Origin of the sequence: Stenotrophomonas sp. SKA14, from assembly GCF_000158575.1 — a bacterium.
Classification (GTDB): Bacteria; Pseudomonadota; Gammaproteobacteria; order Xanthomonadales; family Xanthomonadaceae; genus Stenotrophomonas; species Stenotrophomonas forensis.
The window spans coordinates 2,114,441-2,139,974 of sequence record NZ_DS999412.1 but is presented as its reverse complement, the minus strand read 5'-3'; the positions used below and the strand labels follow the sequence as shown (position 1 = coordinate 2,139,974).

Genomic DNA, 25,534 nt, shown 5'->3' with positions numbered 1-25,534 from the left:
GGGCTCCGGAATGCGTGTTCAGTGCGGGATCGACGTCAGTTCGTCGATGCCCAGCGCAAGGTTGAGGTTCTGCATGGCCTGGGTGGCCGCGCCCTTCAGCAGGTTGTCCAGGGTCGCGACCACGACGACCCGCTTGCCGCCCGGGGCCAGGGTGAAGCCACCGACCTGGGCACCGTGACGACCGGCGATGCGGCTGACCCACGGCGCTTCATCCACCACCTCGATCAGCGGCTCGCCTGCATAGGCCTGCTGGAAGCGCTCGACGATCTGCTCGCGGGTCTGCACGCGGTTCAGCCACAGGTTGGCGGTGAGCGTGATGCCACGGAAATGCGGCGCGACGTGCGGCATGAACTCGACGGCCACGCCCAGCTGCACCGACACCTCGCGCTCGTGCACGTGGTTGGTCAGCGCATACGGCATCAGGTTGTCGGCCAGCAGCTCGACGTTGTTCTTGTCCGACGGCGTGGTACCGGCACCGGAGTAACCGGAGACACCGAAGCACTGCGGCGGGCCGGCCAGCAGGTCCAGCAGCGGATGCACCGCCAGCTGCATCGCGGTGGCATAGCAACCCGGGTTGCTGATGTGTTTCTGGCCGTTGTAGCGGTTGCGGGTCAGTTCCGGCAGACCGTAGTACCAGCCGTTGTCGAAGCGGTAATCGGCCGATAGATCGACGATGACGGTCTCCGGCTTCGCCGCTTCCAGCGCAGCCACGAACGGTGCGGCCAGGCCATTGGGCAGGGCCAGGATCACCGCGTCCACGCCCTTGGCGGCCACCGCGTCGGCATCCAGGCTCTCGTACTGCAGATCGCCCTGGAACTCCGGGTGATGGTCCGACAGGCGCTGCCCGGCGCGCTCGCGCGAGGACACGAAGGCCAGTTTCAGGCGCGGGTGTGCGGCCACCAGCTTGATCAGCTCGGCGCCGGTATGGCCGCGGGCACCGACGATGCCCAGGGTGAAAGTCGAATCGTTCATGCGTGACGGTCCAGGCGGTACTGCAGGTGGCGCTTCACGCCCTGCCATTCCGCGTCGATGATGGAGAAGATGACGGTATCGCGCGGCGTGCCATCGGCATGCCGCTTGTGGTTGCGCAGCACGCCATCCTGCTTGGCGCCGAGGCGGGCGATGGCGGTGCGCGAGGTGGCGTTGAACCAGCTGGTTTCCAGCACCACGCTGATGCAGCCCAGCACTTCGAAGGCGTGCTGCAGCAGCAACAGCTTGGCTTCGGTATTGGCACCGGTGCGCTGTGCGCGCGGCGTGTACCAGGTGTAGCCGAGACTGAGCCTGGGCACGCTGGCGTCCATGTCGTAGAAACGGGTGCTGCCGATGATGTCACCGGCGGCATCGCGGATCACGAACGGCAGCCCTTTGCCTTCGGCCTGCGCCTGCAGCGCGGCCTGCACATAGGCCTCGGTCCGCCCCGGCGACGGCACCTGGGTATACCAGAGCTGGTCGAGGCCGCTGCCTTCCAGCGCGGCACGCAAGCCGGGGACGTGCTCAAGCTGCAGCGGCTGCAGCAGTACGTGCTGCCCGCGCAGTGTGGGAACGGTGTTCCAGGCGTCCGGGTTGCTCATCACTCAGCCCTGCAGGCTCGGGGTGCGCTGGGCGCAGTGATCGACATAGGTCTTGATGCGATCGATGCCATCGGCGCCGAACCAGAACACCTTCCAGTGATCCTGCTTGTAGCAGCCATCGGACTCAGCGTAGTAGAAGTGGTTGATCGGATTGCCGTGGCGCGAGCGCCAGAAAAGCTGCGGCGTCTCTTCCAGCATCACGTTCCAGACCGCGCGGCCGAGGCCCTCGCCCTGTGCATCGTCCAGCACGGCGAACTTGTCCAGGTACACGCCTTCGGCTTCATCGGTGAGGATCACCGCAGTACGGTAGTTCTCGCTGACATACGCACGCAGCAGCCTGGTCTTCTCGAAATAGTCCGGCACCAGGGTGCGACCGAAGCTGGATTCGATCAGCTGCTTCAGGCGCGGCAGGTCAAGTTGTTCCCATGCGGTGGCGCGCAGCACCTTCTCGCCCTTGCGCACCAGCGTGCCCGAGCCCTTGTGGGTGAACAGTTCCTTGGCCAGGTCGGCCGGACGGGTGATCGACACCGACGATTCCAGCGGCAGGCGGTCGAGCAGATCCTTGATCTGTTCAATCTTCACCTTCATGCCACCGTGGATCCACGGCTGCGCGATCAGGTGGTCGTACTCGGTGGACAGGTTGATCGAATCGATCACGTTGCCGCCCTCGTCCAGCAGGCCACCGGTACCGGTCAGGAAGATGATCTTGTACGGCTGCAGCTCCTGCACCAGCTCGTTGGCGGCGAAATCGGCATTCACGTTGAGGATCTGGCCACCGGCAGTCTCGCCTAGGCTGGTGATGACCGGAATCGAGCCGGCACGCAGGCTGGCCTCGATCGGTGCCAGGTTGACCTTCTTCACCTCGCCGACCAGGCCGTAGGTGTCCACGTCCAGGTACTCGGCCTCGAACACGCCACCGGTGATCGAGGTGGCGCGCGCGCCGTTCTGTTGAAGGGCTTCGACCAGGCGCAGGTTGGACTGCTGGAACACCCGGCGTACGATCGCCAGCGCTTCCGGCGAGGTCACGCGCAACCCGTTGACGGTCTGCTTCTCGATGCCGGCGGCAGACAGCTCGGCATCCAGCTGCGGGCCAGCGCCGTGCAGCACGATCGGGGTCAGGCCGACTTCCTGCAGGAACGACAGCGAGGAGGTCAGCGCGTCAAGATCATCGCGCAGCACCGCGCCGCCGACCTTGACCACGGCGAAGCGCTTGGCATCCAGTTGCGAAAAGCGCTTGAGGTACTGGCTGATCTCCTTCGCGCTGGCCATGCTGGAAAGCAGGCGCACGATGGTCTGGCGGGTCTGGCGGTGAGGCTGGAGGGCAGGAGACATTTCGGTTTCGTCGGAAAGGGAAGAATCAGGCGCCGGCGGCGATGATGCGGTGCACGGCGTCGGTGTAGCGCTGCAGCTGCTCCAGCGTCACGAACTCATCGGCGGTGTGGGCCTGGGCGATGTCACCCGGGCCAAAGACCAGGGTGGTGTAACCGGCGGCGGAGAACAGCGAGGCCTCGGTCCAGAAGTCCACCGCGTTGCCGATCGGCAGTTCCAGCGCATCGGCCACGTCGCGTGCCAGCAGGCGACGGTTCTCGGCCTCGGCGATGTCACCGGCCGGCAGGCTGGGGCCACGGAAGGTTTCGGTGAACACGGCGGCTTCCGGTTCGGCGAAGCCGGCAAAGGTCGCCAGCAGGCCGTCGATGTCCATCGACGGCAGCGGACGGAAACCGAACCGCACTTCGGCGGCCGGCGCGATCATGTTGGCCTTGATCCCGCCCTCGACACGGCCGATGTTGAAGCGCAGGCCGGTCAGCCCGCCGAAGCGGGCCGAGGCCAGCGATTCCACATGGTCCAGCGCGCGGCTGCCCCAGCGCATGGCCTGGTGCAAGGCGCTGGCAGCCGCGTCCTGCTTACCGGACGCGTGGCCGGCACGGCCGGCGAACTGCATCAGCACCGAACTGATGCCACGGTGGGCCAGCACCGCCTCGCTCATGGTCGGCTCGGCCACCAGCACCGCTTCGTACGGAATGCCACGGGCCAGGAACGCAGCGATGCAGCGCGGGTCGTTGGCTTCCTCATCGCTGGAGAACAGGAACGCCGCATCGCCCTCGCTGGCATTGGCCGCGGCCACCAGCGCAGCAGCCGCGCCCTTGATGTCACACACACCCAGGCCGACCACGCGGTCGTCCAGCCGCCGCATCACATGCGGGTCGGCACTCCAGTGTGGCGAGTCGGGCACGGTGTCCAGATGCACGTTGAACAGGTACTTCGGCGTACCGCGCACGGCGTACAGGCTGACCGCACCCGCGCCGTGGTCGATCACCTCGACGTTGAACCCGGGCAGGTTCGCGCGCAGGTAATCGAAGATGCCACCGGTGGTGATCGCACGCGGCGGGTTGCGGGTGTCGAAGGACACCAGGGCCTGCAGGTGATCGAGCGTCTGTTCAAGCATGAATCAACAATCCTGGTAGTGCCGGCCGCTGGCCGGCAACGATGTCGGTGGTGAGTGCCGGCCAGCGGCCGGCACCCCCGTCACAGGTCAACCGCGATTGACCTGCGCATAGACAGTGGAGCTCATTCCGAACAGCTTGATGAAGCCCTCAGCCTCCTCCACGCCCCAGTCGGCCGACTGCGCGTAGGTGGCGCCCTTGGTGTTGAGCAGGTGCGGCGACTTCACCGCCACCGCGTCGACGCGGCCGCCACGGGTCTCCAGCACCACCTCACCGTTGACCTTGGCCTGCGAGGACTTCAGGAAGGCTTCGATGTCGGTCTTCAGCGGGTCGTGGTAGAAGCCTTCGTACACCAGCTCCACCCACTTGCGTGCGACGTCCGGCTTGAAGCGGTTCTGCTGCTTGGTCAGCACGGCATCTTCCAGTGCGCGGTGCGCGGCCAGCAGCGAAACCAGGCCCGGGGCCTCGAACACGATGCGGCCCTTCAGACCGATCACGGTGTCGCCGGTGTACACGCCGCGGCCGACGCCGTACGGGGCGAACAGCTTGTTGAGCTGGGCCAGGATCTGGTCGCCCGGCAGCGCCTTGCCGTTCAGTTCAACCGCTTCGCCTTCGACGAACTTCAGGGTCACGGTCAGCGCCTGTTCCGGCCACTCGCTGCGCGGCGAGCACCAGCCACGCGCGCCTTCGCCCGGGGCTTCCCAACGGTCGATCTCGCCGCCGGACATGGTCACGCCCAGCAGGTTCTCGTTGATGGTGTAGGCCTGCTGCTTGGCGCGCACGCCGAAGCCACGCTCTTCCAGGTACTTCTGTTCGTAGGCGCGGGTCTGGGTATGTTCCTTCTGGATCTCGCGGATCGGCGCGATGATCTGGTAGTCACCCAGCGCCTTCACCGCCAGGTCGAAGCGGACCTGGTCATTGCCCATGCCGGTGCAGCCGTGGGCGATGATGTTGGTGCCCAGTTCGGCGGCACGCTTCAGCGCGGCATCGACGATCAGGTAACGGTCCGAGACCAGCAGCGGGTACTGGCCCTGATAGCCTTCGCCGGCCCACACGAACGGCTTGACGAAGCCTTCCCAGATGGCCGGGCCACCGTTGACGGTGACATGGCTGGTCACGCCCAGCGCGGCGGCGCGCTTCTCGATGAAATCGCGCTCTTCATCATCGACGCCGCCAGTATCGGCGAACACGGTGTGCACGTTGTAGCCGCGCTCCTGCAGGTACGGCACGCAGAAGCTGGTATCGAGGCCGCCGGAGAAGGCGAGAACGACGTCTTTGTTGCTCATGGGGGTCAGGTCCACTTGGTGATGAGATTTCGGTAGAGCCGACCGCTGGTCGGCTGAAATGTTGGATGCGCCGCTGCGGGAGCAGCCGACCAACGGTCGGCTCTACCCCTTGTTTGATTCAGCGCCCGGCAACCGCGGCCATGATCGCCTTCTGCACATGCAGGCGGTTCTCGGCTTCGTTGATGGCGATGCACTGCGGCGAATCCATCACCGCGTCGGTGGCCTTCACGTTGCGGCGCAGCGGCAGGCAGTGGCTGAACACACCGTCGTTGGTCAGCGCCATCTTCCGCTCGTCGACAATGAAGTGCTTGAACTGGTCGCGGATCGGCTTTTCCGGCTCCCAGTTGCCGAAGAACGGCAGCGCGCCCCAGCTCTTGGCGTACACCACGTCGGCACCTGCGTAGGCGCTGTCGATGTCATGGCTGATCTTCAGCGAACCACCGCTCTCGGCCACGTTCTGCTCGGCCCAGCCCATGTAGCGCTCGTCGAGGATGTAGTCGGCGGTCGGGCACAGCAGGGTCACGTCCATGCCCATGCGGGTGGCGATGGTCAGCGCCGAATTGGCCACGGCGGTGTTCAGCGGCTTGGGGTGGTAGGTCCAGGTCAGCACGTACTTCTTGCCGCGCAGGTCCTGGGTGCCGAAGTGCTCCTGCAGGGCCATGATGTGGGCCAGCTCCTGGCACGGGTGGGTGATGGTCTCCATGTTGATGACCGGCACCGGCGAGTACCTGGCGAAGCTGTTGAGGACGATGTCCTGGCGGTCGTAGGCCCAGTCCTGGAACTTCGGGAACGCACGCACGGCGATGATGTCGCAGTAACGGCCCAGCACCTTGGCCACTTCCGCGATGTGCTCTTCCGTATCGCCATCCATCACCGTACCGAGGTTGAACTCGATCGGCCACGCATCCTTGCCCGGCTGCAGCACCACCGCGTGCGCGCCGAGCTGGAACGCGCCCAGTTCGAAGCTGGTGCGGGTGCGCATGGACGGATTGAAGAACACCAGCGCGATCGACTTGCCCTTGAGCTGGTCGCCGAGCTTGTTGCGCTTGAACAGCGCGGCCTGGGTCAGCAGCGCGTCAAGATCGCTGCGGCTCCAGTCCTGGGTGTTCAGGAAGTGCTTGGGGGACATCATCTTTCCTTGCGTGGCGGCGCCGGGTTCGACGCGGTGGAAGGGAAAAACAGGAACCAAAGGTGGAACGAAAAGGTTGCAGTTGCAGCTTTCAGAACGCAGAAACGAAAAAACCCAGCCGGGCGGCTGGGTTTTTTTCGGACGAACAGCAAAAAGCTCCGGTTACCCAGCGAGGATGTGGGGTTCCGGTCGACGCGCACGCGAGGTCATGCCCGACGCCTGTCGGGCTGCGCTGCTGTCGTGCTGGAAGTCGGTGAGCTTCATGGTCAACCATCTTTGCATGCGGCCGGGGCCGGCGCAAGGGGCCGGGGTCGCAGAATCAGGGATTGCTGGCGGTACCCTGCTCGGGGCCGACCCACGGGGTGATCGACACCCGGATTTTCAGCCGGTTGCCAGGGTCTTCCGGCAGCCGCGAGCGGTATTTGGTGCCCTTGTAGACGTAGTCCACGTCGTAGGCGATGGGCCGGCGGAATTCACGCCCCACCGGCACGATGCGGCAGTCACGGGTCAGCATCGGGCCATTGTTGGCCGGCGCCGGGGCCGGCGTCTCGGCGGCAACCTCTTCGGACGCCTCTTCATCGCTGCGCTTGAACATCGAGCGCACCGAGTCCCAGAAGCGGCTGATCCGGCCCTTGTCCTCGACCGGCTCCTCGCCGGTTACGTTCACAGGGGCCAGGGTCCGGGTCGAGATCGGCTCGCAGTGCTCCTCGGCGCGGGTCGCGCGCAGGGTCTGGAACACCGGCTCGACGTTCAGCACCTGGGCATAGTCGAACTTCACGTTCTCCACGATCACCACCCGGTTGCGGGGCTCGGCCTCCTGCGCCAGCACCACGGCGGGCAGCGCCGACAGGCAGGCCAGGGTCAGCAACGCGGTGGATTTCATTGGCGATGGGAGCAAGGACACGGCAATAGTGTAGGCAGTGACGAGCGCAAGGGGCTGAACATTACCCGTCCACGCCGCTCCTGCCCACCCCACCTTGGGAGAACCCGCGTCCACCGGTGGCAGCCAGTGCCCCCAAAGGGGCCGACACGTTCTAAAATCGCAGGCTTGTCCCCCAGCCACAGCCCCATGACCCTGCGCCTGCACAACAACCTGACTCGCCAGCTCGAACCGTTCACCCCGCTCGATCCGGCCTGTCCGACCCTGTATGTGTGCGGCCCGACGGTCTACAACTACGTGCACATCGGCAACGCCCGTGGCCCGGTGGTGTTCGGGGTGCTGGCCGACCTGCTGCGGCGACGCTTCGGCGCACTGCGCTACGCCCGCAACATCACCGACGTCGACGACAAGATCAACACTGCCGCGCGTGAGCAGGGCGTGCCGATCAGCACCATCACCGACAAGTTCGCCGCCGCCTACCGTGAAGACATGGCCGCGCTGGGCGTGGTGCCGCCGGACATCGAGCCGGAAGTGACCGCGCACATGCCGCAGATCATCACCATGATCGAGCAGCTGATCGCCAGCGGCCATGCCTACGCTGCCGAAGGCCACGTGCTGTTCGCGGTGGCCAGCTTCGACGGCTACGGCAAGCTCTCGCGCCGTGATCCGGATGAAATGCTGGCCGGCGCCCGCGTCGATGTCGCCCCGTACAAGCGCGACCCCGGCGACTTCGTGCTCTGGAAGCCGTCCAGCGACGACCTGCCCGGCTGGGAATCGCCGTGGGGCCGTGGCCGCCCGGGCTGGCACATCGAATGTTCGGCGATGGCCGCAGCGCACCTGGGCGAGACCATCGACATCCATGCCGGTGGCGTCGACCTGCAGTTCCCGCACCACGAGAACGAGATCGCGCAGAGCGAGTGCGCCCACGGCGGCAAGATCTTCGCCCGTTTCTGGCTGCACAACGGCATGCTCAACTTCGGCGGCGCCAAGATGAGCAAATCGCTGGGCAACATCGAACGCGTGCACGACCTGGTGCGCCAGCATCCGCCGGAAGCCCTGCGCCTGGCCCTGCTGTCGGCCCATTACCGGCAGCCGCTGGACTGGTCCGATGGCCTGATCGAGCAGTCGGTGCGCACCCTGGACCGCCTGTACGGCACCCTGCGCGAGCTGGCGTCGATCGAGGCCAGTGCGGTGATCCCGGCCACGGTCGAGGCAACCCTGGATGACGATCTGAACACGCCGCAGGCGCTGGCCGAAGTGGCCCGTATCGCGGCCGACGCACGCCGGGCCACCGATCCGGCCGAACAGGCACGCCTGAAGGGCGAACTGCTCGGCGCGGGCCTGGCGCTGGGCCTGCTGCAGGCCGATCCGGCGCAGTGGTTCGGCACTGCCGCCGGCGATGACGGCGACGATGCGCGCATCCAGGGCCTGATCGACGAGCGCGCCGCGGCCAAGCAGGCACGCGACTTCGCCCGCTCCGATGCCATCCGCGACCAGCTGGCCGCCGAAGGCATCGTGCTCGAAGACACCCCGCAGGGCGTGCGCTGGTCGCGCAAGCGCGGCTGACCTGCCCTGCCCCGTGGCCGGCCCGCCGGCCACGTCCCCACTGTAGAGACCGCTGTGACCGACTCCCCGTTCCCGCTTGAACCCACCGCCGCCGAGGCCCAGACCGCCATCGCCGAGGAATTCGGCTTCTTCGGCGACTGGTCCGAGCGCTACCAGTACCTGATCGACCTCGGCCGCAAGCTGCCGGCCTTCCCGGAGGAATGGAAGACCGAGGAGCACCGCCTGCTCGGCTGCCAGTCGATGGTCTGGATCGTGCCGGAAGGCAACGCGCAGTCGCTGCGCTTCCACGCCATCAGTGACTCGGCCATCGTCTCCGGCCTGATCTTCCTGGCCCTGCGCGTGTATTCCGGGCGTTCGGCCCGGGAGATCCTGGACACCGAACCGAGCTACATCCAGGACATCGGCCTGGCCCGCCACCTCTCGCCCACCCGCAGCAACGGCGTGGCGGCGATGCTGGCCTTCATCCGCGAGACCGCGCAGGCCCAGCTGCAGCGCGATCCGTCGTGAGCGAACCTGCCACGGCCGAAGACACCGCGCTGGGGCTGCTGTCCCGGCCCGGTTTCGCCAGGCTGCTGGCATACCGCATCTTCGCGATGCTGTCCTACCAAGTGGTCGCGGTCACCGTCGGCTGGCATATCTACGAAGTCACCCGCAATCCGTTCTCGCTGGGCCTAGTCGGCCTGGCCGAGGTACTGCCGTTCTTCTGCGTGGCGCCGTTCGCCGGTTACCTGGTCGACCACCTGCCACGGCGCCGGCTGGGCATGGTCGCCTGCTCCGGGCTGATCGCCACCGCACTGGTGCTGACCAGCGTGGCCAAGGGCTGGCTGCCGTTTGAAGGCGTGTGGCCGATCTATGCGGCCATCGCACTGACCGGCATGGTGCGCGCCTTCCTGTCGCCGATCTACAACGCCTTGTTTGCCCGCGTGCTGGCCCGCGACCAGTTCGCGCGTGGCGCCGGCCTCGGTGCCGTGGTGTTCCAGGCCGGCATGGTGGCCGGTCCGGCACTGGGTGGCGTGCTGGTCGGCTTCGGGGGCAAGGGCCTGTCCTATGCGGTGGCCACGGTCTTCGCGCTGGTGGCGATGGGGTGCCTGGCTACGCTGAAGGTGGAAGAACTGGTGCACACCGGCCCGGCCGCGCCGATCTTCAGGAGCATCGCCGAAGGCGCGCGCTTCGTGGTGGGCAACCGGATCATGGTCGGCGCGATGGCGCTCGACATGTTCTCGGTGCTGCTGGGTGGCGTGGTGGCGATGCTGCCGGCGTTCCTGCACGAGATCCTGCACCACGGTCCGGAAGGGTTGGGCATCCTGCGCGCGATGCCGGCACTGGGTTCGGTGTGCGTGGGCCTGTGGCTGGCCCGTCACCCGCTGCATCGCAATGCCGGCCGCGTGCTGCTGTTTGCGGTGGCCGGCTTCGGCCTGTGCGTGATCGGCTTCGGGCTGTCGCAGCACTTCTGGCTGTCGGCGCTGATCCTGCTGTTCTACGGGGCGTTCGACGGCGTGTCGGTGGTGATCCGCTCGACCATCCTGCAGCTGGCCACGCCGGAAGAAATGCGCGGACGGGTGTCGTCGATCAACGGCATCTTCATCAGTTCGTCCAACGAACTGGGCGCGTTCTACGCCGGCACGATGGCCCGGCTGCTGGGCCTGGTGCCGGCGGTGGTGCTGGGTGGGTTCGCGGTGCTGAGCGTGGCCGGGATCACCGCGTGGAAGAACCCGACGCTGCGGAAGTTGAATCTTCGCGACCTGCAGTGACCCGGCGGACAGCGGATTCGGCGGCGCCGGACGTTTGGCTGGGGCCGCTGCTCTCCCTCGATGATTGGGCTTGTCACTTTCTTTTCGCGAAAAGAAAGTAACCAAAGAAACGCTCCGCCATCCGCGAGCCGGCGCTGCGCGCCGGTGCCCTGTGCTCCTCGGTGAATCAGGGGACGGCGCCGAACTCGCTGCGCTCAAACAGCGGCGCCTCTTCGCCCCTGATTCCCTTGCGGTGCTCGGCTCGCTACAAGGCGGACCCAAGTCAACGGCCACAGCCGCCCGTCCCTGCCACAGTCGCGTACCAACAATCACCAAAGAAAAAACCCGGCCGAGGCCGGGTTTTTCGCATGACCAGACAACGACCGGGAATCAGTCGCCCTGCTGCTTCTGCAGGTGCTCCCAACGCTCCTGGGCGTCGATGGTGCGCTCGGCGGTCAGGCGCGCTTCCAGGCGCTCCAGGCCGATCTCTTCACCGGTATCCACGCAGTAGCCATAGTCGCCGGCTTCCAGGCGCTTGAGGGTGCTGTCGATCTTGCCGATCAGCTTGCGGTAGCGGTCGCGGGTACGCAGTTCCAGCGAGTTCTCGGTCTCGCGGGTCGCGCGCTCGGCTTCATCGCCGATGTCACGCACTTCCTCGCGCAGGTTCTCGATGGTCTGCTTGGACTCTTCCACCAGGTCCGCGCGCCAGTTCTGCAGGCGCTGGCGGAAATATTCCTGCTGCAGCGGGCTCATGTATTCCTCTTCCGAGGACGGCTTGTAGCCAGCGGGCAGGATCGGGCGGCCGGTGGCCTCGTCGGTCTTGTACTCGACCACCTTGTACTTGCTGCGCGGGGCCGGTGCAGCCGAGCGGGCGGCGACGGCCACGGCAACCTTGCCGACAGGGCGCGACACGGTCTTCGGGGCGGAATCGGATTTCACGGCGGTTTTGGCAGGCGATTTCGAAACGGGCACGGGATTCTTGGATTGCGGGGCCTTCGATGCAGCAGGTGCGGCGGCCGGGGCCGGCTTGGGGGCCGGTTGGGCTGCTGCCACTGCCGCGGTCTTGGCCGGGACAGGCTTGGCCGGGGCCGGCTTGGCAGCCGGCTTCGGTGCGGACTTCACTACTGGGGACGGGCTCGGCTTGACGGCCGGCGCAGCAACATTCTTGGTGACCTTCTTTACAGCGGCAGACGTGGCCGCCGGTTTAGCCGCAGCCACCTTCTTCGCTGCAGGCTTGGCGACCGGCTTGGCCGCCGCCTTCTTCACCACCGCCTTCGGCGCTGGCTTGGCTGCTGCCTTCTTCGCTACCGGCTTGGCGGCGGCCTTCTTGACCGGCGCGGCCTTGCTGGCAGCCTTCTTCACCACCGGCGCCTTCTTGCTGGCAGCGGCAGGTTTGGCCTTGGCGGGCGCGGCGACTTTCTTCGCCACTGGCTTGGTTGCCTTGACCGGCGTTTTCTTTGCGGTGGCCTTCCTGGCCGCCGGTTGCGAGGACGCTGCCTTGGTCGCCGGCTTGCTGGCCGGTTTCTTGGCAACGGGCTTTGCCGCCAACTTCTTCACAACAGGCTTGGCGGTTTTCTTGGCGGCCGTTGCGGCCTTCTTTGCAGTTTTTTTAGCAGCCACGAAACGCTCTTCCTTGGATTCCCCGGGGCCCGGGAAAGCGGGCCTTTATAGCCTACCCGACCCGCAGCAGCAACCTCAGCGGCCCTGCTCCATTCAGTCCTGGAGCCAAGCCAGCCAAGGGGCGGTCCGACGAACACGGACCGCCTCGCGCGGTACGGAACCTGGCCAGCACCCGAGAGTGCTGGTACCGGTCGCAGGCCATCGGCGACATGCGACCAACGGCCCATCCTGCACAAATGCGGCCTTCATGCCAACTGGCATAAGATGACTGGGTGATCTCGCGCCTGCTCATTGCCCTGCTGCGCTTCTACAAGCGCTTCATCAGCCCCCTGCTGGGGCCGCGCTGCCGTTTCGTGCCCAGTTGTTCTGAATACGCGATGGAGGCCATCTCCCTGCATGGCCCGCTGCGCGGCAGCTGGCTGGCTGCGCGCCGCCTGGGACGCTGCCACCCGTTCCATCCCGGCGGCTTCGACCCCGTGCCCGAGTCCCCCAACGCCCCCTCTTGCCGTTGCACAGGAAAACACTGACATGTCCTCCACCCTCATCACCAACGCCCGCATGGTCAACGAAGGCCGCACCTTCGATGGCGACCTGCGCATCGAGAACGGCCGCATCGCGCAGATCGGCAGCGGGTTGACGCCGCGCGACGGCGAGCAGGTGGTGGACGCGGCCGGGCGCTGGCTGCTGCCCGGCATGATCGATGACCAGGTGCACTTCCGCGAACCGGGCCTGACCCACAAGGGCGACATCGCCAGCGAATCGGCTGCCGCCGTGGCCGGTGGCCTGACCAGCTTCATGGACATGCCCAACACCAATCCGCCGACGCTGGATTCGACCATCCTCGAAGCCAAGTACGAACTGGCGCGTGGCCGCGCGTGGGCCAATTACGGCTTCTACCACGGCGCCAGCAATGACAACCTGGAAGCGATCCGTGCGCTGGACCCGAAGAAGGCGCCCGGCGTGAAGGTGTTCATGGGTGCTTCGACCGGCAACATGCTGGTGGACAACCCGGAAACGCTGGACGCGATCTTCCGCGAATGCCCGACCCCGATCATCACGCACTGCGAAGACACGCCGATGATCGATGCCAATCTGAAGGCCTTCCAGGAAAAGTACGGCGACGCACTGACCCCGGACATGCACCCGGACATCCGTTCGCGCGAAGCCTGCATCAAGTCGACCCGGCTGGCGATGTCGCTGGCACGCAAGCACGGCACCCGCCTGCACGTGCTGCACATCTCCACCGCCGACGAGCTGGCGCTGTTCGAGAAGGGCCCGCTGATCCGCGCCGACGGCAGCCGCAAGCAGATCACCGCCGAGACCTGCGTGCACTTCCTGCACTTCGCACGCCCGGACTATGCGACCAAGGGCAACCTGATCAAGTGCAATCCGGCAATCAAGGAAGTGTCCGACCGCGAGGCGATCACCGCCGCGCTGGCCGATGACGTGCTGGACGTGCTGGCCACCGATCACGCCCCGCATACCTGGGAAGAGAAGCAGAAGCCCTATGCGCAGGCACCGTCCGGCCTGCCGCTGGTGCAGTACGCGCTGGTCGCTGCGCTGGAGCGCGTGCACGAAGGCAAGCTGACCCGCGAGCAGGTGGTGCAGAAGTTCGCCCACGCCCCGGCGCAGCTGTTCGACGTGGAAGAACGCGGCTTCCTGCGTGAGGGCTACTTCGCCGACCTGGTGCTGGTCGAGGACGTGCCGTTCACCGTCAAGCGCGAGGACGTGCTGTCCAAGTGCGGCTGGTCGCCGTTCGAAGGCACCACCTTCCGTTCGCGCATCGCCTCCACCTGGGTCAACGGCCAGCAGGTGTGGGACGGCAGCAAGCTGGTGGGCGAGCCCGCCGGCCAGCGCATGACCTACGACCGCTGATGCGTCCGGCACTGATGATCGGGGCGCTGCTGCTGGCCGCGCCCCTGTTTTCCGCCCCCTCGGCGCAGGCACAGGATGGCATCGGCAGCCTGATCGACAGCCGCGTGGTGTTTCCGGCCAGCGCGTCGCAGGGCGCGCTGGTGATCGGCAAGGTGCCCGCCGGCAGCCGCGTGCAGTACGCCGGCCGCCAGCTGCGGGTGAGCGGCTATGGCAGCGTGGTGTTCGGCATTGGCCGCGACGAGAAGGGCCCGCTGCGCGTGCAGGTGCAGCGCCCCGATGGTGGCAGCGAAACCGCGACCATCGCGGTGACGCCACGCGACTGGCCTACCGAACGGGTCAACGGCGTGCCGCCGAAGACCGTCAACCCACCGCCGGCGATTGCCGAGCGGATCAAGCGCGAACAGGCGCAGGTCACGGCCGCACGCGCGCGCGATGACGACCGCACCGACTTCACCCAGACCTTCATCTGGCCGGTGCAGGGCCGCATCAGCGGACGCTTCGGCAATGCGCGCGTGTACAACGGCCAGCCCGGTGCGGGCCATTCCGGCATGGACATCGCGGTGCCGACCGGCACCCCGGTGAAAGCACCGGCCGCCGGCATCGTCACCTTCGCCGGCCCGGACCTTTACCTGACCGGTGGCACGCTGCTGCTCGATCACGGTTTCGGGGTCAGCTCCAACTTCCTGCACCTGTCGCGCATCGACGTGAAGGTCGGTGACCGTGTCGAACAGGGCCAGGTGATCGCCGCCGTGGGCGCCACCGGCCGTGCCACCGGCCCACATCTGCACTGGGGCATGAACTGGTTCGATACCCGCATCGACCCGCTGCTGGTGCTGGAGCGGAAGTAGCGGTAGTGCCGGCCGCTGGCCGGCAATTGCATGAATTCCGCAGCGCCGGAGCTGCCGGCCAGCGGCCGGCACTACCAGCGGCGATCGATCAACCGCGTGCGGCCCACCACACACGCAGCAGCGTGCGCACCGGGGTGGCCTCGATCGGCTTGCCCGCAGCCTGTGCGGCCACGCGGGCGCGCGCCAGGCTCGACCAGACGCGGCGCGGACGCGGACCCGGCACGCGGGTGCCCCAGCCCTTCAGCAGATACTGCGCCCAACGCTGCGCGGCCGTGCCGGCGTCCTCATCCAGCAGGCTGCGCGGTACGCCCGCCACGCCGGCATCCTGCAGACGCTGGGCCAGGGTCTGCAGCTGCACCGCACGACCGGCACCGGTACGCGGCTTGTCGTTGAACAACGCCGCTTCCACCGCCGCCAGCGCGTCGGAATAGTTGGCCAGTGCGCGTTCGGCGCCGGCCGCATCCAGCGCGACCGTGCGCGCTTCAACCAGATCCGGCAGCGCCTCGGCCAGCTGCGCCCACGGTGCACGCGCCGGCTCCAGCAGGCGACCCAGCGGGTGGCGCGAACGATGCGCAGCCCAGCTGCGCAGTTCCTCGCCCCACCAGGCCAGCTTGGCGTCGGCCGGCAACGGATCGCCGCTGGTGTTGAGCATGTCGTCGAATTCCTGCAGCAGCGCGAACCACGCCACCGCGAGCTCGCGTTGCGATTCGGCCACGAACGGGGCGGCCACCGACCATTCCGGCCAGCGGCTGCGCCACTTGTCGAGGAAACTGTCCAGCGCGGTACTGCTCACTACGTCATTCCTTACGGCTGGGCCGGGGCTGCCGGCCGGGTCGGCCAGAGGCTGGCCAGTTGCAGAAGTCCGGCGTTCTCGACCAGCACGTCGGCCTGCCAGGCCAGCGGGTCGTCACTGTGCAGGCGGTAGCCCCACAGCGCCGCCACCGAGGGCATGGCGGCGGCACGTGCGGCGAGGATGTCGCGCTCGTCGTCGCCCACGTACACGCAGTCTTCGGCGGCGATGCCGATGGCCTGTGCGGCGTGCAGCAGGGGCAGCGGATGCGGCTTGCGTTCGGCCAGCGTGTCACCGCCGACCAGCACCGCGCAGCGCTGCTGCCAGCCGTGCTGCGGCAGGATCAGGCGCGCCAGGTACTCCGGCTTGTTGGTGACGATGCCCCACACCGTACCGGCCTCATCCAGTGCCGCCAGCATGCCGGCCACGCCATCGAACAGCACCGCATGCTGGCCGATCAGCGCTTCGTAGCGCTGCAGGAATTCCGGGACCAGCGCGTCGCGCGCTGCGGCATCCAGTTCCGGAAAGGCCGCCGACACCATCGCCCGCGAGCCCTTGGACACCACCGGGCGCAACATCGCCGGATCGATCGGCGCGCGGCCCCGCTCGGCCAGCATCGCGTCGCAGGTCGCGACAAAGTCCGGTGCACTGTCCAGCAGCGTGCCGTCCAGGTCGAACAGCACCGCGCGCGGGAAACGCTGCAGGCTCATGCCGGCTTGACCGCGTAGGCGAGGTAGTTGATGTCGGTGCGGCTGCTCAGGCGGGCATGGTTGCGCCACGGCTCGTAGGCCATTCCGCTGACATCCACCAGCTGCATGTTGGCCTCGCGCAGCCAGCGCGCCAGCTCGGCCGGCTTGATGAATTCCTGGTAGTGGTGGGTGCCCTTGGGCAGCAGCCGTGCCACGTACTCGGCACCGACGATGGCCACTGCGAAGGCCGCCGCGGTGCGGTTGATGGTCGACAGGAACAGATGGCCACCCGGCTTCAACAGGCGCTTGCAGGCCTCGATGACCGCGCCCGGGTCGGGCACGTGCTCAAGCATTTCCATGCAGGTGACCACGTCGAAGCTGCCCGGCTGCTCGGCGGCCAGATCCTCGGCGGCCTGCACGCGATAATCGACCGTGGCGCCGCTTTCCAACGCATGCAGGCGCGCGACCTTGACCAGTTCCGGGGCCAGGTCGATGGCGGTGACGTCGGCACCGGCCTGCGCCAATGCCTCGCTCAGCAGGCCACCACCGCAACCGATGTCGAGCACGCGCGCACCGCGCAGTGGCACGCGGTCGGCCACGTACTTCAGCCGCACCGGGTTCAGCGCATGCAGCGGCTTCTGCGGGCCGTCAGCGTCCCACCAGCGGTTGGCCAGCGCGGCGAACTTGTCCAGCTCGGCCTGATCGAAATTGGAGGAAGCGTGGGGGGCAGTCATGGGGGAGTCCTTGCGGCGCCGGGGTTCAGGCGCGGATATGACGGATGCGCTCGCGCCACTGGCGCGCGTTGGCGATGATGCCCGGCAGGTCCATGCCGACCAGCTCGCGCTGCACCAGCTTGGGCTTGCCGGCAATCCAGACATCGCTGACCTGCTGGCGTCCGGTGGCGTACACCAGCTGCGACAGCACGTTGTGCAACGGCTGGGTTTCCAGTGCGGACAGGTCGACGCAGACCAGGTCGGCCTGCTTGCCGACTTCGATCGAGCCGATGCGGTCGCCGAAGCCCAGCGCGCGCGCGCCACCCAGCGTGGACGCACGCAGCGTGGTGGCCGCATCCAGCGCGGTGGCATCGTCGGCCACGGCCTTGGCCAGGATCGCCGCGGTGCGGTTCTCGCTGAACATGTCCAGGTCGTTGTTGCTGGCGCAGCCATCGGTGCCGATCGCCAGATTCACGCCGGCGCGCTGCAGGGCGCAGGCCGGGCAGAAGCCCGAGGCCAGCTTCAGGTTCGATTCCGGGCAGTGCACCACGCTGACGCCGCGCTCGGCACACAGGTGGATTTCCGCATCGGTCAGCTGGGTCATGTGCACCGCGATCAGGCGGTCGTTGACCAGGCCAAGCCGGTCCAGCCGCGCCAGCGGGCGCTGGCCGTGCAGCTTGATCGAATCGGTGATCTCCTGCGCGGTCTCGTGGGTGTGCAGGTGCACCTGCATGTCGAGCTGGTCGGACAGCATCCGCACCCGCTCGAAGTTGGCGTCGTTGACGGTGTACGGCGCATGCGGCGCGAACGCGGTGCCGATCAGCGGATCGGTGCGCCACTGGTCATGCAGTTCACCGGCCTTGGCGAAGTACTCGTCGTCGGTCTTGGCCCAGGCGGTGGGGAAATCGATGATCACCGCGCCGACCAGCGCGCGGAAACCGTGCTTCTTGTAGACCGCGGCCTGCACGTCACCGAAGAAGTAGTTCTCATTGGCGCAGGTGGTGCCGCCACGCAGCATCTCGGCGATGGCCAGCGTGGTGCCGTCGGCGACGAACTCGGGGCCGATCACCGCCGCTTCCACCGGCCAGATGTGCTGCTGCAGCCAGGTCATCAGCGGCAGGTCGTCGGCGACGCCGCGCAGCAGGGTCATCGGGTTGTGGGTGTGCGCGTTGACCAGGCCCGGCATCAGCGCGGCCTCGGGGCGGCTGACCACCTGGGCGGCGCGGAAGCGCGCGCGGGCCTCGGCGCGCGGCAGGATGGCCACGATCTCGCTGCCACGCACGGCGACGGCATGGTCTTCCAGCACCACCGCATGCGGCTCGATCGGAACGACGTAACCGGCTTCGATGAGCAGGTCGCAGGCTTCGGGGAGGTGCGGGCTATCGCTCATGCGGGCTCACTGGCTGGGGGGTGGCGAGATACTTCTGGGGGACACGCCCCCGAGTCAGGGGCTGCCGCGAAGCGGCGGGGTCTGGAGACTCGTGAAGCGGGGCCCCTGATCTGCCTAGGCAGATCAGGGGAGCGCCAGCGCGAATGCGATGGCGCGTACCCGGCCAGCGGCCGGCCCTACTGTAATCCGGCTGCGCCGGATTACTTGACGCGTGCGGAATATTCGCCCGAACGGGTATCAACCTTGATGATTTCGTCCTGGTTGACGAACAGCGGCACGCGGACCACGGCGCCGGTTTCCAGGGTGGCCGGCTTGCCGCCGCCGCCCGAGGTGTCGCCACGGACGCCCGGATCGGTTTCGGTGATCTTCAGTTCGACGAAGTTCGGCGGCTGCACGAAGATCGGCTCGCCGTTCCACAGGGTCACCACGCAGGACTCTTCGCCCTTCAGCCACTTCTCGGCGCCGCCCATGCCGGCCTTGGTGGCCTGGACCTGCTCGAAGGATTCCGGGTCCATGAAGTGCCAGTACTCGCCGTCGCTGTACATGAAGTTCATGTCGGTATCGACGACGTCGGCTGCATCCAGCGAGTCGGTCGACTTCATGGTCACTTCCTGGGTACGGCCGTCCTTGATCAGGCGGTACTTCACGCGGGTGAAGGCCTGGCCCTTGCCCGGCTTGACGTATTCGGTGTCGATGATGACAGCCGGTTGGTTGTTGACCAGGATCTTCATCCCGTTCTTGACGTCGTTCATGCCGTAGCTGGCCATGCGTAAACTCCTGAGTGGCAAAAACGCCGCGGGTGCGGCGAGCCGTTAGAATGGAAAGCCCACCGGATGCCGGTGGGCGACTGTTTTTCTGCCCCCATGATAACCGCAGGCCCCCTCTCCATGCAGCTTTCCGCCTTCCCCCGGCCCCAGTCGCCAGGCGCGCCCGCGCGCTGGCAGCAGCTCTGGCGCCAGGCAGTGCGCGACCCGCACGCCCTGCTGGCCCGGCTGCAGCTGGACGCGGCCGCGCTGGGCGTCTCGGAGGCGGCCATGGCCCAGTTCGCGCTGCGCGTGCCCGAGGGCTTCGTGGCCCGCATGCGCAGGGGCGACGCCGCCGACCCGCTGCTGCGCCAGGTGCTGCCGATCGACGAGGAAATGCGCCCGGCGCCCGGGTTCAGCTTCGATGCGGTGGGGGATGGTGCGGCCAGGAAGGCCACCGGGGTCATCCAGAAATACCGCGGCCGCGCCCTGCTGGTCGCCACCGGCAGCTGCGCGATCAATTGCCGCTACTGCTTCCGCCGCCACTTCGACTACGGCGCGGAGAACGCCGCCAAGGGTGGCTGGCAGGAAGCCGTGGCCGCCATCGCGGCCGATCCGGACATCGACGAGGTGATCCTGTCCGGCGGCGACCCGTTGTCGCTGGCCACGCACAAGCTGGTCGAACTGACCGACGCACTGCGCGCGATCCCGCACATCCGGCGCCTGCGCATCCACAGCCGCCTGCCGATCGTGCTGCCCGAACGCGTGGACGAGGAACTGCTGGCCTGGCTGGGCAGCCTGCCGTGGCCGCTGGCGATCGTGGTGCACGCCAACCATGCCAATGAATTCGATGCCAGCGTGGACGCGGCGATGGCACGCCTGCGCGGTACCGGTGCGCAGCTGCTGAACCAGGCGGTGCTGCTGCGCGGGGTCAACGACAGCGTGCAGGCCCTGCAGGATCTGAGCGAGCGCAGCTTCGCCGTCGGCGTGCTGCCCTATTACCTGCACCAGTTGGACCGGGTCGAGGGCGTAGCCCACTTCGAAGTGGACGATGCCCGGGCCAAGGCACTGATTGCCGGCCTCACCGCACGCCTGTCCGGCTACCTGATCCCGAAGCTGGTGCGCGAACTGCCCGGCGACCCGAGCAAGCGCCCGGTGTAGCCGTAGATCCACGCCATGCGTGGATGCTTTGGCCAGGAAAGCCCATCCACGCATGGCGTGGATCTACTGGGACGGCTCATCCACGCATGACGTGGATCTACCGGGCGCCGCCGTGGGTCAGAGACCCGATTCGATCATCCGCACCACTTCGGTGGCGGTCACCGGGTGGCTCAGCCAGTAGCCCTGGCCGAGGTCGCAGCCACGCTGGGCCAGCAGTTCGAACTGCGCCTGCTGCTCGATGCCTTCGGCGACCACGGTGATGCCCAGCGCGTGGGCCATTGCGATGATCGCCGTGGTCAGTGCCAGGTCGTCGGGATCACGCTGCATGTCGGCCACGAAGCTCTTGTCGATCTTCACCCCGTCCACCGGCACCTGGCGCAGATGGCTGAGCCCGGAGAAGCCGGTGCCGAAATCATCCAGCCAGACCTTCACGCCGGTCCGGTGCAGCTTGTCCAGCAGCTGCGCGGCGACCATTTCATCGCCGATCACCGCGGTCTCGGTCAGTTCCAGGTGCAGGCGCGACGCCGGCAGCCCGGACTCATGCAGGCACTGTGCGACCAGCGCCGGCAGTTCGCCGCCCCGCAGCTGCCGCGGCGACACGTTGACCGACACGAACAGGTCGTCCCCGGCCACCCCGCGCGGCCACTGCGCGGCCTCCATGCAGGCTGCGCGCAATACCTTCGGGCCGATGATCTCGATCAGCCCGCTCTGCTCGGCCACTTCGATGAACACCGACGGCGGGATCGTACCCAGGGTCGGATGCTGCCAGCGCAGCAGCACCTCGACACCGACCATGCGACGGTCGCGCATGCGGAAGATCGGCTGGTAGGCCAGGCGCAGTTCGCCACGCTCCCACGCTCCGCGCAGCTCCTGTTCCATGTGCACGCGGCGCTCGACCGCATGGTCCATCGCCCGGCTGTAGTAGCGGTAGCAGTTCTTGCCGGCCATCTTCGCCTGGTACATGGCGATGTCGCCGTTCTTCAGCAGCGTGGTCGCGTCGGCCGCATCGTCCGGGAACAGGGTCACGCCGATGGACGTGCCAAGGAACAGTTCCCGGCCCTGCACCACCAGCGGCTTGCCCAGTTCGCGCACCAGCACTTCGGCCAGCAGCCGCGCGTTGGCAGCGACGTCACCGTCGCCGACCAGGATCACGAATTCGTCGCCACCAAAGCGCGCCAGCAGGGCCTCGTCGCCACCGGCTTCGGTCACCGCTCGGCCGATGCGCTGCGCGAACTGCAGCAGTGCTTCGTCGCCGGCTTCATGACCGAGGGTGTCGTTGACCCGTTTGAAATCATCGATGTCGGCGAACAGCAGGCCCAACCGGTGGTTGGACGCGCGCGCGGCCATCAACCGATGATCAAGTGCCTCGCGGAAGGCCAATCGATTGGTCAATCCGGTCAGTGCGTCGGTGTAGGCCATGTGCCGCACTTCGCGGTCATGGCGGGCGATCGCATCGCGCATGCGGGCAAAGCCACGCACCAGTTCGCCTACTTCGTCATCGCGGGTATTCTCCGCCAACGGCGTCTGGTAGTCGCCGGCCTCGATGCGGCGGGCGGCCGCGGCCAGATCGCGGATCGGCGCGACCAGGGTCCGCTGCACGTACAGGATCACCACCACGCCGATCACCACCAGCAGGCCCAGCATCAGCAGCAGCCAGCCCAGATGACGGCTGCCGGCCTGCTGCAGGCGTTCGCCGAGGGTGGCATTGGCGGCCTGCTCGCGCTGCTGCACCTCGTCCAGCGCCATGCCGACGCGGACACCGCCAATGCGCTGGTTGCCGATCGTGATCGGCATCGTGTTGTCGAGCACCTTGGGCGATTCCTGCACCACCAGTGCCTGCGCGGCAGCGGCCTTGGGCGCCAGCGGGTCGGTCATCTGCTGGCCGAAGCCGGCGACCTCGATCGAGCCGTCATGCACCAATCGCCCGCGTTGGTCGAACACCAGGACATAGCGCACCACCGGCTGCCGCGCGGTACCGCGCACCAGGGCGCCGACCTGGTCCAGGTCGCGGTAGTACAACGGGTTGGCCAGCGAGTCGGACAATTCGCGCGCCATTGCCTCGCCGCGGCTGCGCACGCTGCGGTCGAACAGTTCGTGGATGACACCGCCACTGAGGCTGCGCACCTCGCTCTGCATCGCCGTCTGGCGCCCCAGCAGCACCGCCAGGATCGCGATCACCACGAGCATTGCTCCGCCCATCGCCAGCAGGAACCGGGCCTGCATTCCAGAGCCGAGCCACTTCATTCCACTTCCATCCGCACGCGCGTCAATCCTTGTTTCAATTCATCCAACCGCTGCTGCGCATGCGCATCGACACGGTGGAAACCGGAAGTGCCAAAAAACCGATGCAACGCCCCCTGCGCGCGCGGGTCGCTGGCCGCCTGCAGCAGGACTTCCTGCAGGCGATCGCGCACGCGCGGGTCAAGGTCGGCGCGGACCATTTCCACCGCTCGCGGGTACGGCTCGGTACGCAGCAGCTCACGGAAGTCGTGCCGGAACGCGGCCGGCACCCGCCGCTCGTCGTTCCAGTCCACGCTGCTCACCGCCCCCACGTCGACTACCCCCTTGTGCACGAACGTCGCGATGTTCAACTCGCTGCGTGCGAACACATACCCCACACTGTCCCGTCCCGGCATGTCCCAGTCGCCGGCCAGGATCTGCGGCGACAATCCCTCCTGCAGCAACGTCATCACCGGCACCAGGTAGGCGCTGGTGGACGCCGTGTTCTGCAGCGCCAGGCGATGTCCAGGCAGGTCCTGCATGCGCTGGATCGGGCTGTCGTTGCGCACGAAGAACACCGTCTGGTACTCGCGCACACCATTGCGTTCGGTCAGCAGCAAGGGCCGTGCGCCACTGCGCTGGCCGAGCGCCACCGCCGTGCCCGCCGTTTCCGTGACCCAGTCGACCCGCCCCCGCCGCAGATAGCTGGCCATCTGCTGCGGATCGCGCGCCATCAGGATCCTCCCCTCCTTGATGCCGACGTCGTGCATGCGGGCCACCACATAATCCAGAAGGGGCTGCAGCTGCTCGTAGTGGGCCTTGGGATCATCGCTGATCCGGCCCAGCACCAGCACCGGGTCCGGCGCTGCACGCACCGTCCCCGCCAGCAGGACCATGGCCAGGCTCAGCAGTCCCCCCTGCATTGCCCTTCGCAGACCCGACACAGGCTTCATCCCCCCTGAGTATCCGGACAGACTACCCGAAAAAATGAGAACGTCGTCAGCTGTCCTTGCTGCCTGCCTGCGCCAGTCGTGCCATGCGCTGGGTGTCGGCAAGAATGCCGCGCAGCAGGCGTACTTCCTGCTCGCTCGGCTCGCTGCGCAGGAACAGGCGGCGCAGCTTGCGCATTGCCGATTCCGGCGCGCGGCCCTTGTGGAAATCGATCTCGTCCAGGGTATCGCCGAGCTGGGCGAAGAAGCTCTCCATCTGCTCGTGGCTGGCCGCCTGCTCGCGGAAGCCCGGCTCAGCGTCGGCAGCCGGCTGCGCGCCCAGCAGTTGCATCCGCGTTTCATAGGCCAGCACCTGGACGGCCGCGGCCAGGTTGAGCGAGCTGAACTCCGGATCGGACGGGATGTGCACCGCAGCGTGGCAGAGCTGCAGTTCCTCGTTGGTCAGGCCGGTGCGCTCGCGGCCGAACACCAGCGCCACTTCGGCGCCCTCGCCCGCCTTGGCCACTGCGCGCGCAGCGGCGTCGGCCGGCAGGTACTCCTCCAGCTGGACGCGGCGGGCCCGGGCGGTGCAGCCCAGCACCAGCCGGCAGTCGGCCACGGCCTCGGCCAGGGTGGCCACCACCGGGGCGTCCCCCAGTACGTCTTCGGCACCGGCCGAGCGGCGGAAGGCCTCCTCGTCCAGTGGCTTTTCGGGGGCGACCAGCACCAGGCGTGCCAGGCCCATGGTCTTCAGGGCGCGGGCGGCAGCGCCCATGTTGCCGGGGTGCTGGGTACCGACCAGGACGAATCGGAGGCGGGTGGCGGCAGGAAACTGGGACATGAACAGGGAAAAGGTCGAGCTGGACGATGACCAATGGTAAACTGTGCGGCCGGCCACTGCGCCGGACCTGCTCTTTTCCCCCGCCAGTCCATCTCTTCTGCCTTTCCGGGAGCCCACGCCATGCAGAAACCCGCCGTCACCGTCATGGTCAAGGCCGCCCGCCTCGCCGGCAACGTCCTGTTGCGCAACATCAACAAGCTCGAGGCACTGAACGTGGTGCAGAAGGGCCGGATGGACTACGCCAGCGAAGTGGATGCGGACGCGGAAAAGGTCATCGTCAAGGAACTCAAGCGCGCCTACCCCGAATACGGCATCTTCGGCGAAGAAGGCGGCGTGCAGGGCGAACGTCGCCAGATGTGGGTCATCGACCCGCTCGATGGCACCAGCAACTACCTGCGTGGCGTGCCGCACTACTGCGTATCGATCGCGCTGGTCGAGAACGGCGAACCGACCGATGCGGTCATCTTCGACCCGCTGCGCAATGAGCTGTTCACTGCCAGCCGCGGCGCCGGTGCCGTGCTGAACGACCGCCGCATCCGCGTGGCCGACCGCAAGGACCTGGACGGCACCATGATCCACACCGGCTTCGCCCCGCGCGAACGCGCCCGCGCCAGTGCCCAGCTGAAGGCTGTCGACGCCCTGCTGGTGCACGGCGAGGACATCCGCCGCACCGGCTCGGCCGCGCTCGACCTGGCCTACGTAGCCTGCGGCCGCGCCGACGCCTACTTCGAAGCCGGCGTGAAGGCATGGGACATCGCCGCCGGCCTGCTGCTGGTCCGCGAGGCCGGCGGCAAGGTCTGCGACTTCAAGGGCGCGACCCTGGGCCGCATGGACAACCGCGGCCCGGAGAGCCACCAGATCGTCGCCGGCAACCTGAAGGTGGCCGAGTCGCTGCAGAAGGTGCTGGTGAACACCGGCTACGCGGCGGAGTTCGACGCGAAGTTCTGAGGTTCCGTGTAGAGCGGTTCATGGAGACGGCACCTGCGAAGGTGCCGTTTTCGTTTGCGCGCTGGCGAGAGTCATTTCCGCGACCACGGAGGGGTGTCACTTTCTTTGCGCGCAAAGAAAGTAACCAAAGAAACACGCCGCCGGCCGCGAGCCGTCGCTAC

At 67.3% G+C, this 25,534-nt stretch carries 24 protein-coding genes; 8 read left to right on the top strand and 16 right to left on the bottom strand.

Annotated features, from left to right (window positions below):
* Positions 1-18: 18 nt before the first annotated feature.
* From argC to SSKA14_RS09705, 7 genes are all read right to left on the bottom strand, one after another.
* A complete protein-coding gene (argC, locus tag SSKA14_RS09735) occupies positions 19-972 on the bottom strand; it encodes an N-acetyl-gamma-glutamyl-phosphate reductase (protein WP_008265048.1) in 954 nt (317 codons plus the stop codon).
* Positions 969-1,571 carry a GNAT family protein gene (locus tag SSKA14_RS09730; RefSeq protein WP_008267931.1) on the bottom strand — a complete coding sequence of 201 codons (603 nt, stop codon included), beginning with the start codon at positions 1,569-1,571 and terminating at the stop codon, positions 969-971. The genes argC and SSKA14_RS09730 overlap by 4 nt, the downstream gene beginning before the upstream one ends.
* A 3-nt stretch (positions 1,572-1,574) precedes the next feature.
* On the bottom strand, positions 1,575-2,903 hold the full coding sequence (locus SSKA14_RS09725) for an acetylglutamate kinase (RefSeq protein WP_008267932.1): 1,329 nt from the start codon (positions 2,901-2,903) through the stop codon (positions 1,575-1,577).
* A 25-nt stretch (positions 2,904-2,928) separates the two neighbouring features.
* Positions 2,929-4,017 (bottom strand): acetylornithine deacetylase, encoded by a 1,089-nt coding sequence (locus SSKA14_RS09720; RefSeq protein WP_008267807.1) that lies wholly within the window; start codon positions 4,015-4,017, stop codon positions 2,929-2,931.
* Positions 4,018-4,104: 87 nt separating this feature from the next.
* Positions 4,105-5,301, bottom strand: coding sequence for an argininosuccinate synthase (locus SSKA14_RS09715; protein ID WP_040007391.1), 1,197 nt, complete (start codon positions 5,299-5,301; stop codon positions 4,105-4,107).
* A 118-nt stretch (positions 5,302-5,419) separates the two neighbouring features.
* On the bottom strand, positions 5,420-6,430 hold the full coding sequence (locus SSKA14_RS09710) for an N-acetylornithine carbamoyltransferase (protein WP_008266571.1): 1,011 nt from the start codon (positions 6,428-6,430) through the stop codon (positions 5,420-5,422).
* A gap of 319 nt (positions 6,431-6,749) precedes the next feature.
* Positions 6,750-7,313, bottom strand: coding sequence for a hypothetical protein (locus SSKA14_RS09705; RefSeq protein ID WP_040007390.1), 564 nt, complete (start codon positions 7,311-7,313; stop codon positions 6,750-6,752).
* A 186-nt stretch (positions 7,314-7,499) separates the two neighbouring features.
* On the opposite strand from SSKA14_RS09705, the gene cysS reads away from it, so the two are divergent.
* Genes cysS through SSKA14_RS09690 form a run of 3 tightly spaced genes read left to right on the top strand, consistent with a single transcriptional unit; the run spans position 7,500 to position 10,627 of the window.
* Positions 7,500-8,876, top strand: a complete 1,377-nt coding sequence (cysS, locus tag SSKA14_RS09700; protein ID WP_008266640.1) for a cysteine--tRNA ligase — start codon at positions 7,500-7,502, stop codon at positions 8,874-8,876.
* 54 nt (positions 8,877-8,930) lie between these two features.
* Positions 8,931-9,383: a SufE family protein gene (locus tag SSKA14_RS09695; RefSeq protein WP_008264524.1), complete on the top strand. Its 453-nt coding sequence runs from the start codon at positions 8,931-8,933 to the stop codon at positions 9,381-9,383.
* Entirely contained in the window at positions 9,380-10,627 is a 1,248-nt protein-coding gene (locus SSKA14_RS09690) for an MFS transporter (protein ID WP_008266987.1), read from the top strand. Before SSKA14_RS09695 ends, SSKA14_RS09690 begins: the two co-directional genes overlap by 4 nt.
* A gap of 369 nt (positions 10,628-10,996) precedes the next feature.
* Here SSKA14_RS09690 and dksA read toward each other — a convergent pair whose 3' ends face one another.
* Positions 10,997-12,226, bottom strand: a complete 1,230-nt coding sequence (gene dksA / locus SSKA14_RS23375; RefSeq protein ID WP_008268391.1) for an RNA polymerase-binding protein DksA — start codon at positions 12,224-12,226, stop codon at positions 10,997-10,999.
* A 272-nt stretch (positions 12,227-12,498) separates the two neighbouring features.
* Between dksA and yidD the strand changes: the two genes are divergently transcribed.
* Genes yidD through SSKA14_RS09670 form a run of 3 tightly spaced genes read left to right on the top strand, consistent with a single transcriptional unit; the run spans position 12,499 to position 14,949 of the window.
* Positions 12,499-12,753: a membrane protein insertion efficiency factor YidD gene (gene yidD / locus SSKA14_RS09680; RefSeq protein WP_008266150.1), complete on the top strand. Its 255-nt coding sequence runs from the start codon at positions 12,499-12,501 to the stop codon at positions 12,751-12,753.
* A 1-nt stretch (position 12,754) separates the two neighbouring features.
* Positions 12,755-14,101 carry a dihydroorotase gene (locus tag SSKA14_RS09675; RefSeq protein WP_006457238.1) on the top strand — a complete coding sequence of 449 codons (1,347 nt, stop codon included), beginning with the start codon at positions 12,755-12,757 and terminating at the stop codon, positions 14,099-14,101.
* Positions 14,101-14,949, top strand: a complete 849-nt coding sequence (locus tag SSKA14_RS09670) for a M23 family metallopeptidase (RefSeq protein ID WP_008267322.1) — start codon at positions 14,101-14,103, stop codon at positions 14,947-14,949. Before SSKA14_RS09675 ends, SSKA14_RS09670 begins: the two co-directional genes overlap by 1 nt.
* An 88-nt stretch (positions 14,950-15,037) precedes the next feature.
* On the opposite strand, the gene SSKA14_RS09665 is transcribed toward SSKA14_RS09670, so the two are convergent.
* The 5 genes from SSKA14_RS09665 to efp all read right to left on the bottom strand — a co-directional run bounded on the left by SSKA14_RS09665 (position 15,038) and on the right by efp (position 19,298).
* Positions 15,038-15,742: a phytoene synthase gene (locus SSKA14_RS09665; RefSeq protein WP_008267738.1), complete on the bottom strand. Its 705-nt coding sequence runs from the start codon at positions 15,740-15,742 to the stop codon at positions 15,038-15,040.
* An 11-nt stretch (positions 15,743-15,753) separates the two neighbouring features.
* Positions 15,754-16,449, bottom strand: coding sequence for a phosphoglycolate phosphatase (locus SSKA14_RS09660; RefSeq protein ID WP_008266752.1), 696 nt, complete (start codon positions 16,447-16,449; stop codon positions 15,754-15,756).
* Complete coding sequence (ubiG, locus tag SSKA14_RS09655; RefSeq protein ID WP_008268227.1) at positions 16,446-17,162, bottom strand: bifunctional 2-polyprenyl-6-hydroxyphenol methylase/3-demethylubiquinol 3-O-methyltransferase UbiG; 717 nt, start codon at positions 17,160-17,162, stop codon at positions 16,446-16,448. The genes SSKA14_RS09660 and ubiG overlap by 4 nt, the downstream gene beginning before the upstream one ends.
* Before the next feature lie 25 nt (positions 17,163-17,187).
* A complete protein-coding gene (locus SSKA14_RS09650) occupies positions 17,188-18,531 on the bottom strand; it encodes a TRZ/ATZ family hydrolase (protein WP_006457248.1) in 1,344 nt (447 codons plus the stop codon).
* 200 nt (positions 18,532-18,731) lie between these two features.
* On the bottom strand, positions 18,732-19,298 hold the full coding sequence (gene efp / locus SSKA14_RS09645) for an elongation factor P (protein WP_006457340.1): 567 nt from the start codon (positions 19,296-19,298) through the stop codon (positions 18,732-18,734).
* Positions 19,299-19,394: 96 nt separating this feature from the next.
* Here efp and epmB point away from each other — a divergent pair, with 96 nt between their 5' ends.
* Positions 19,395-20,435, top strand: coding sequence for an EF-P beta-lysylation protein EpmB (gene epmB, locus SSKA14_RS09640; protein WP_087944943.1), 1,041 nt, complete (start codon positions 19,395-19,397; stop codon positions 20,433-20,435).
* Positions 20,436-20,552: 117 nt separating this feature from the next.
* On the opposite strand, the gene SSKA14_RS09635 is transcribed toward epmB, so the two are convergent.
* From SSKA14_RS09635 to SSKA14_RS09625, 3 genes are read right to left on the bottom strand one after another with little or no spacing between them, the layout of a single operon-like run.
* On the bottom strand, positions 20,553-22,679 hold the full coding sequence (locus tag SSKA14_RS09635) for an EAL domain-containing protein (RefSeq protein WP_040007386.1): 2,127 nt from the start codon (positions 22,677-22,679) through the stop codon (positions 20,553-20,555).
* Positions 22,676-23,608, bottom strand: a complete 933-nt coding sequence (locus SSKA14_RS09630; RefSeq protein WP_050413364.1) for a phosphate/phosphite/phosphonate ABC transporter substrate-binding protein — start codon at positions 23,606-23,608, stop codon at positions 22,676-22,678. The genes SSKA14_RS09635 and SSKA14_RS09630 overlap by 4 nt, the downstream gene beginning before the upstream one ends.
* Positions 23,609-23,654: 46 nt before the next feature.
* Complete coding sequence (locus tag SSKA14_RS09625) at positions 23,655-24,425, bottom strand: RNA methyltransferase (RefSeq protein ID WP_005414025.1); 771 nt, start codon at positions 24,423-24,425, stop codon at positions 23,655-23,657.
* Positions 24,426-24,545: 120 nt separating this feature from the next.
* Here SSKA14_RS09625 and SSKA14_RS09620 point away from each other — a divergent pair, with 120 nt between their 5' ends.
* Positions 24,546-25,373: an inositol monophosphatase family protein gene (locus tag SSKA14_RS09620; protein ID WP_008264733.1), complete on the top strand. Its 828-nt coding sequence runs from the start codon at positions 24,546-24,548 to the stop codon at positions 25,371-25,373.
* Positions 25,374-25,534 lie beyond the last annotated feature (161 nt).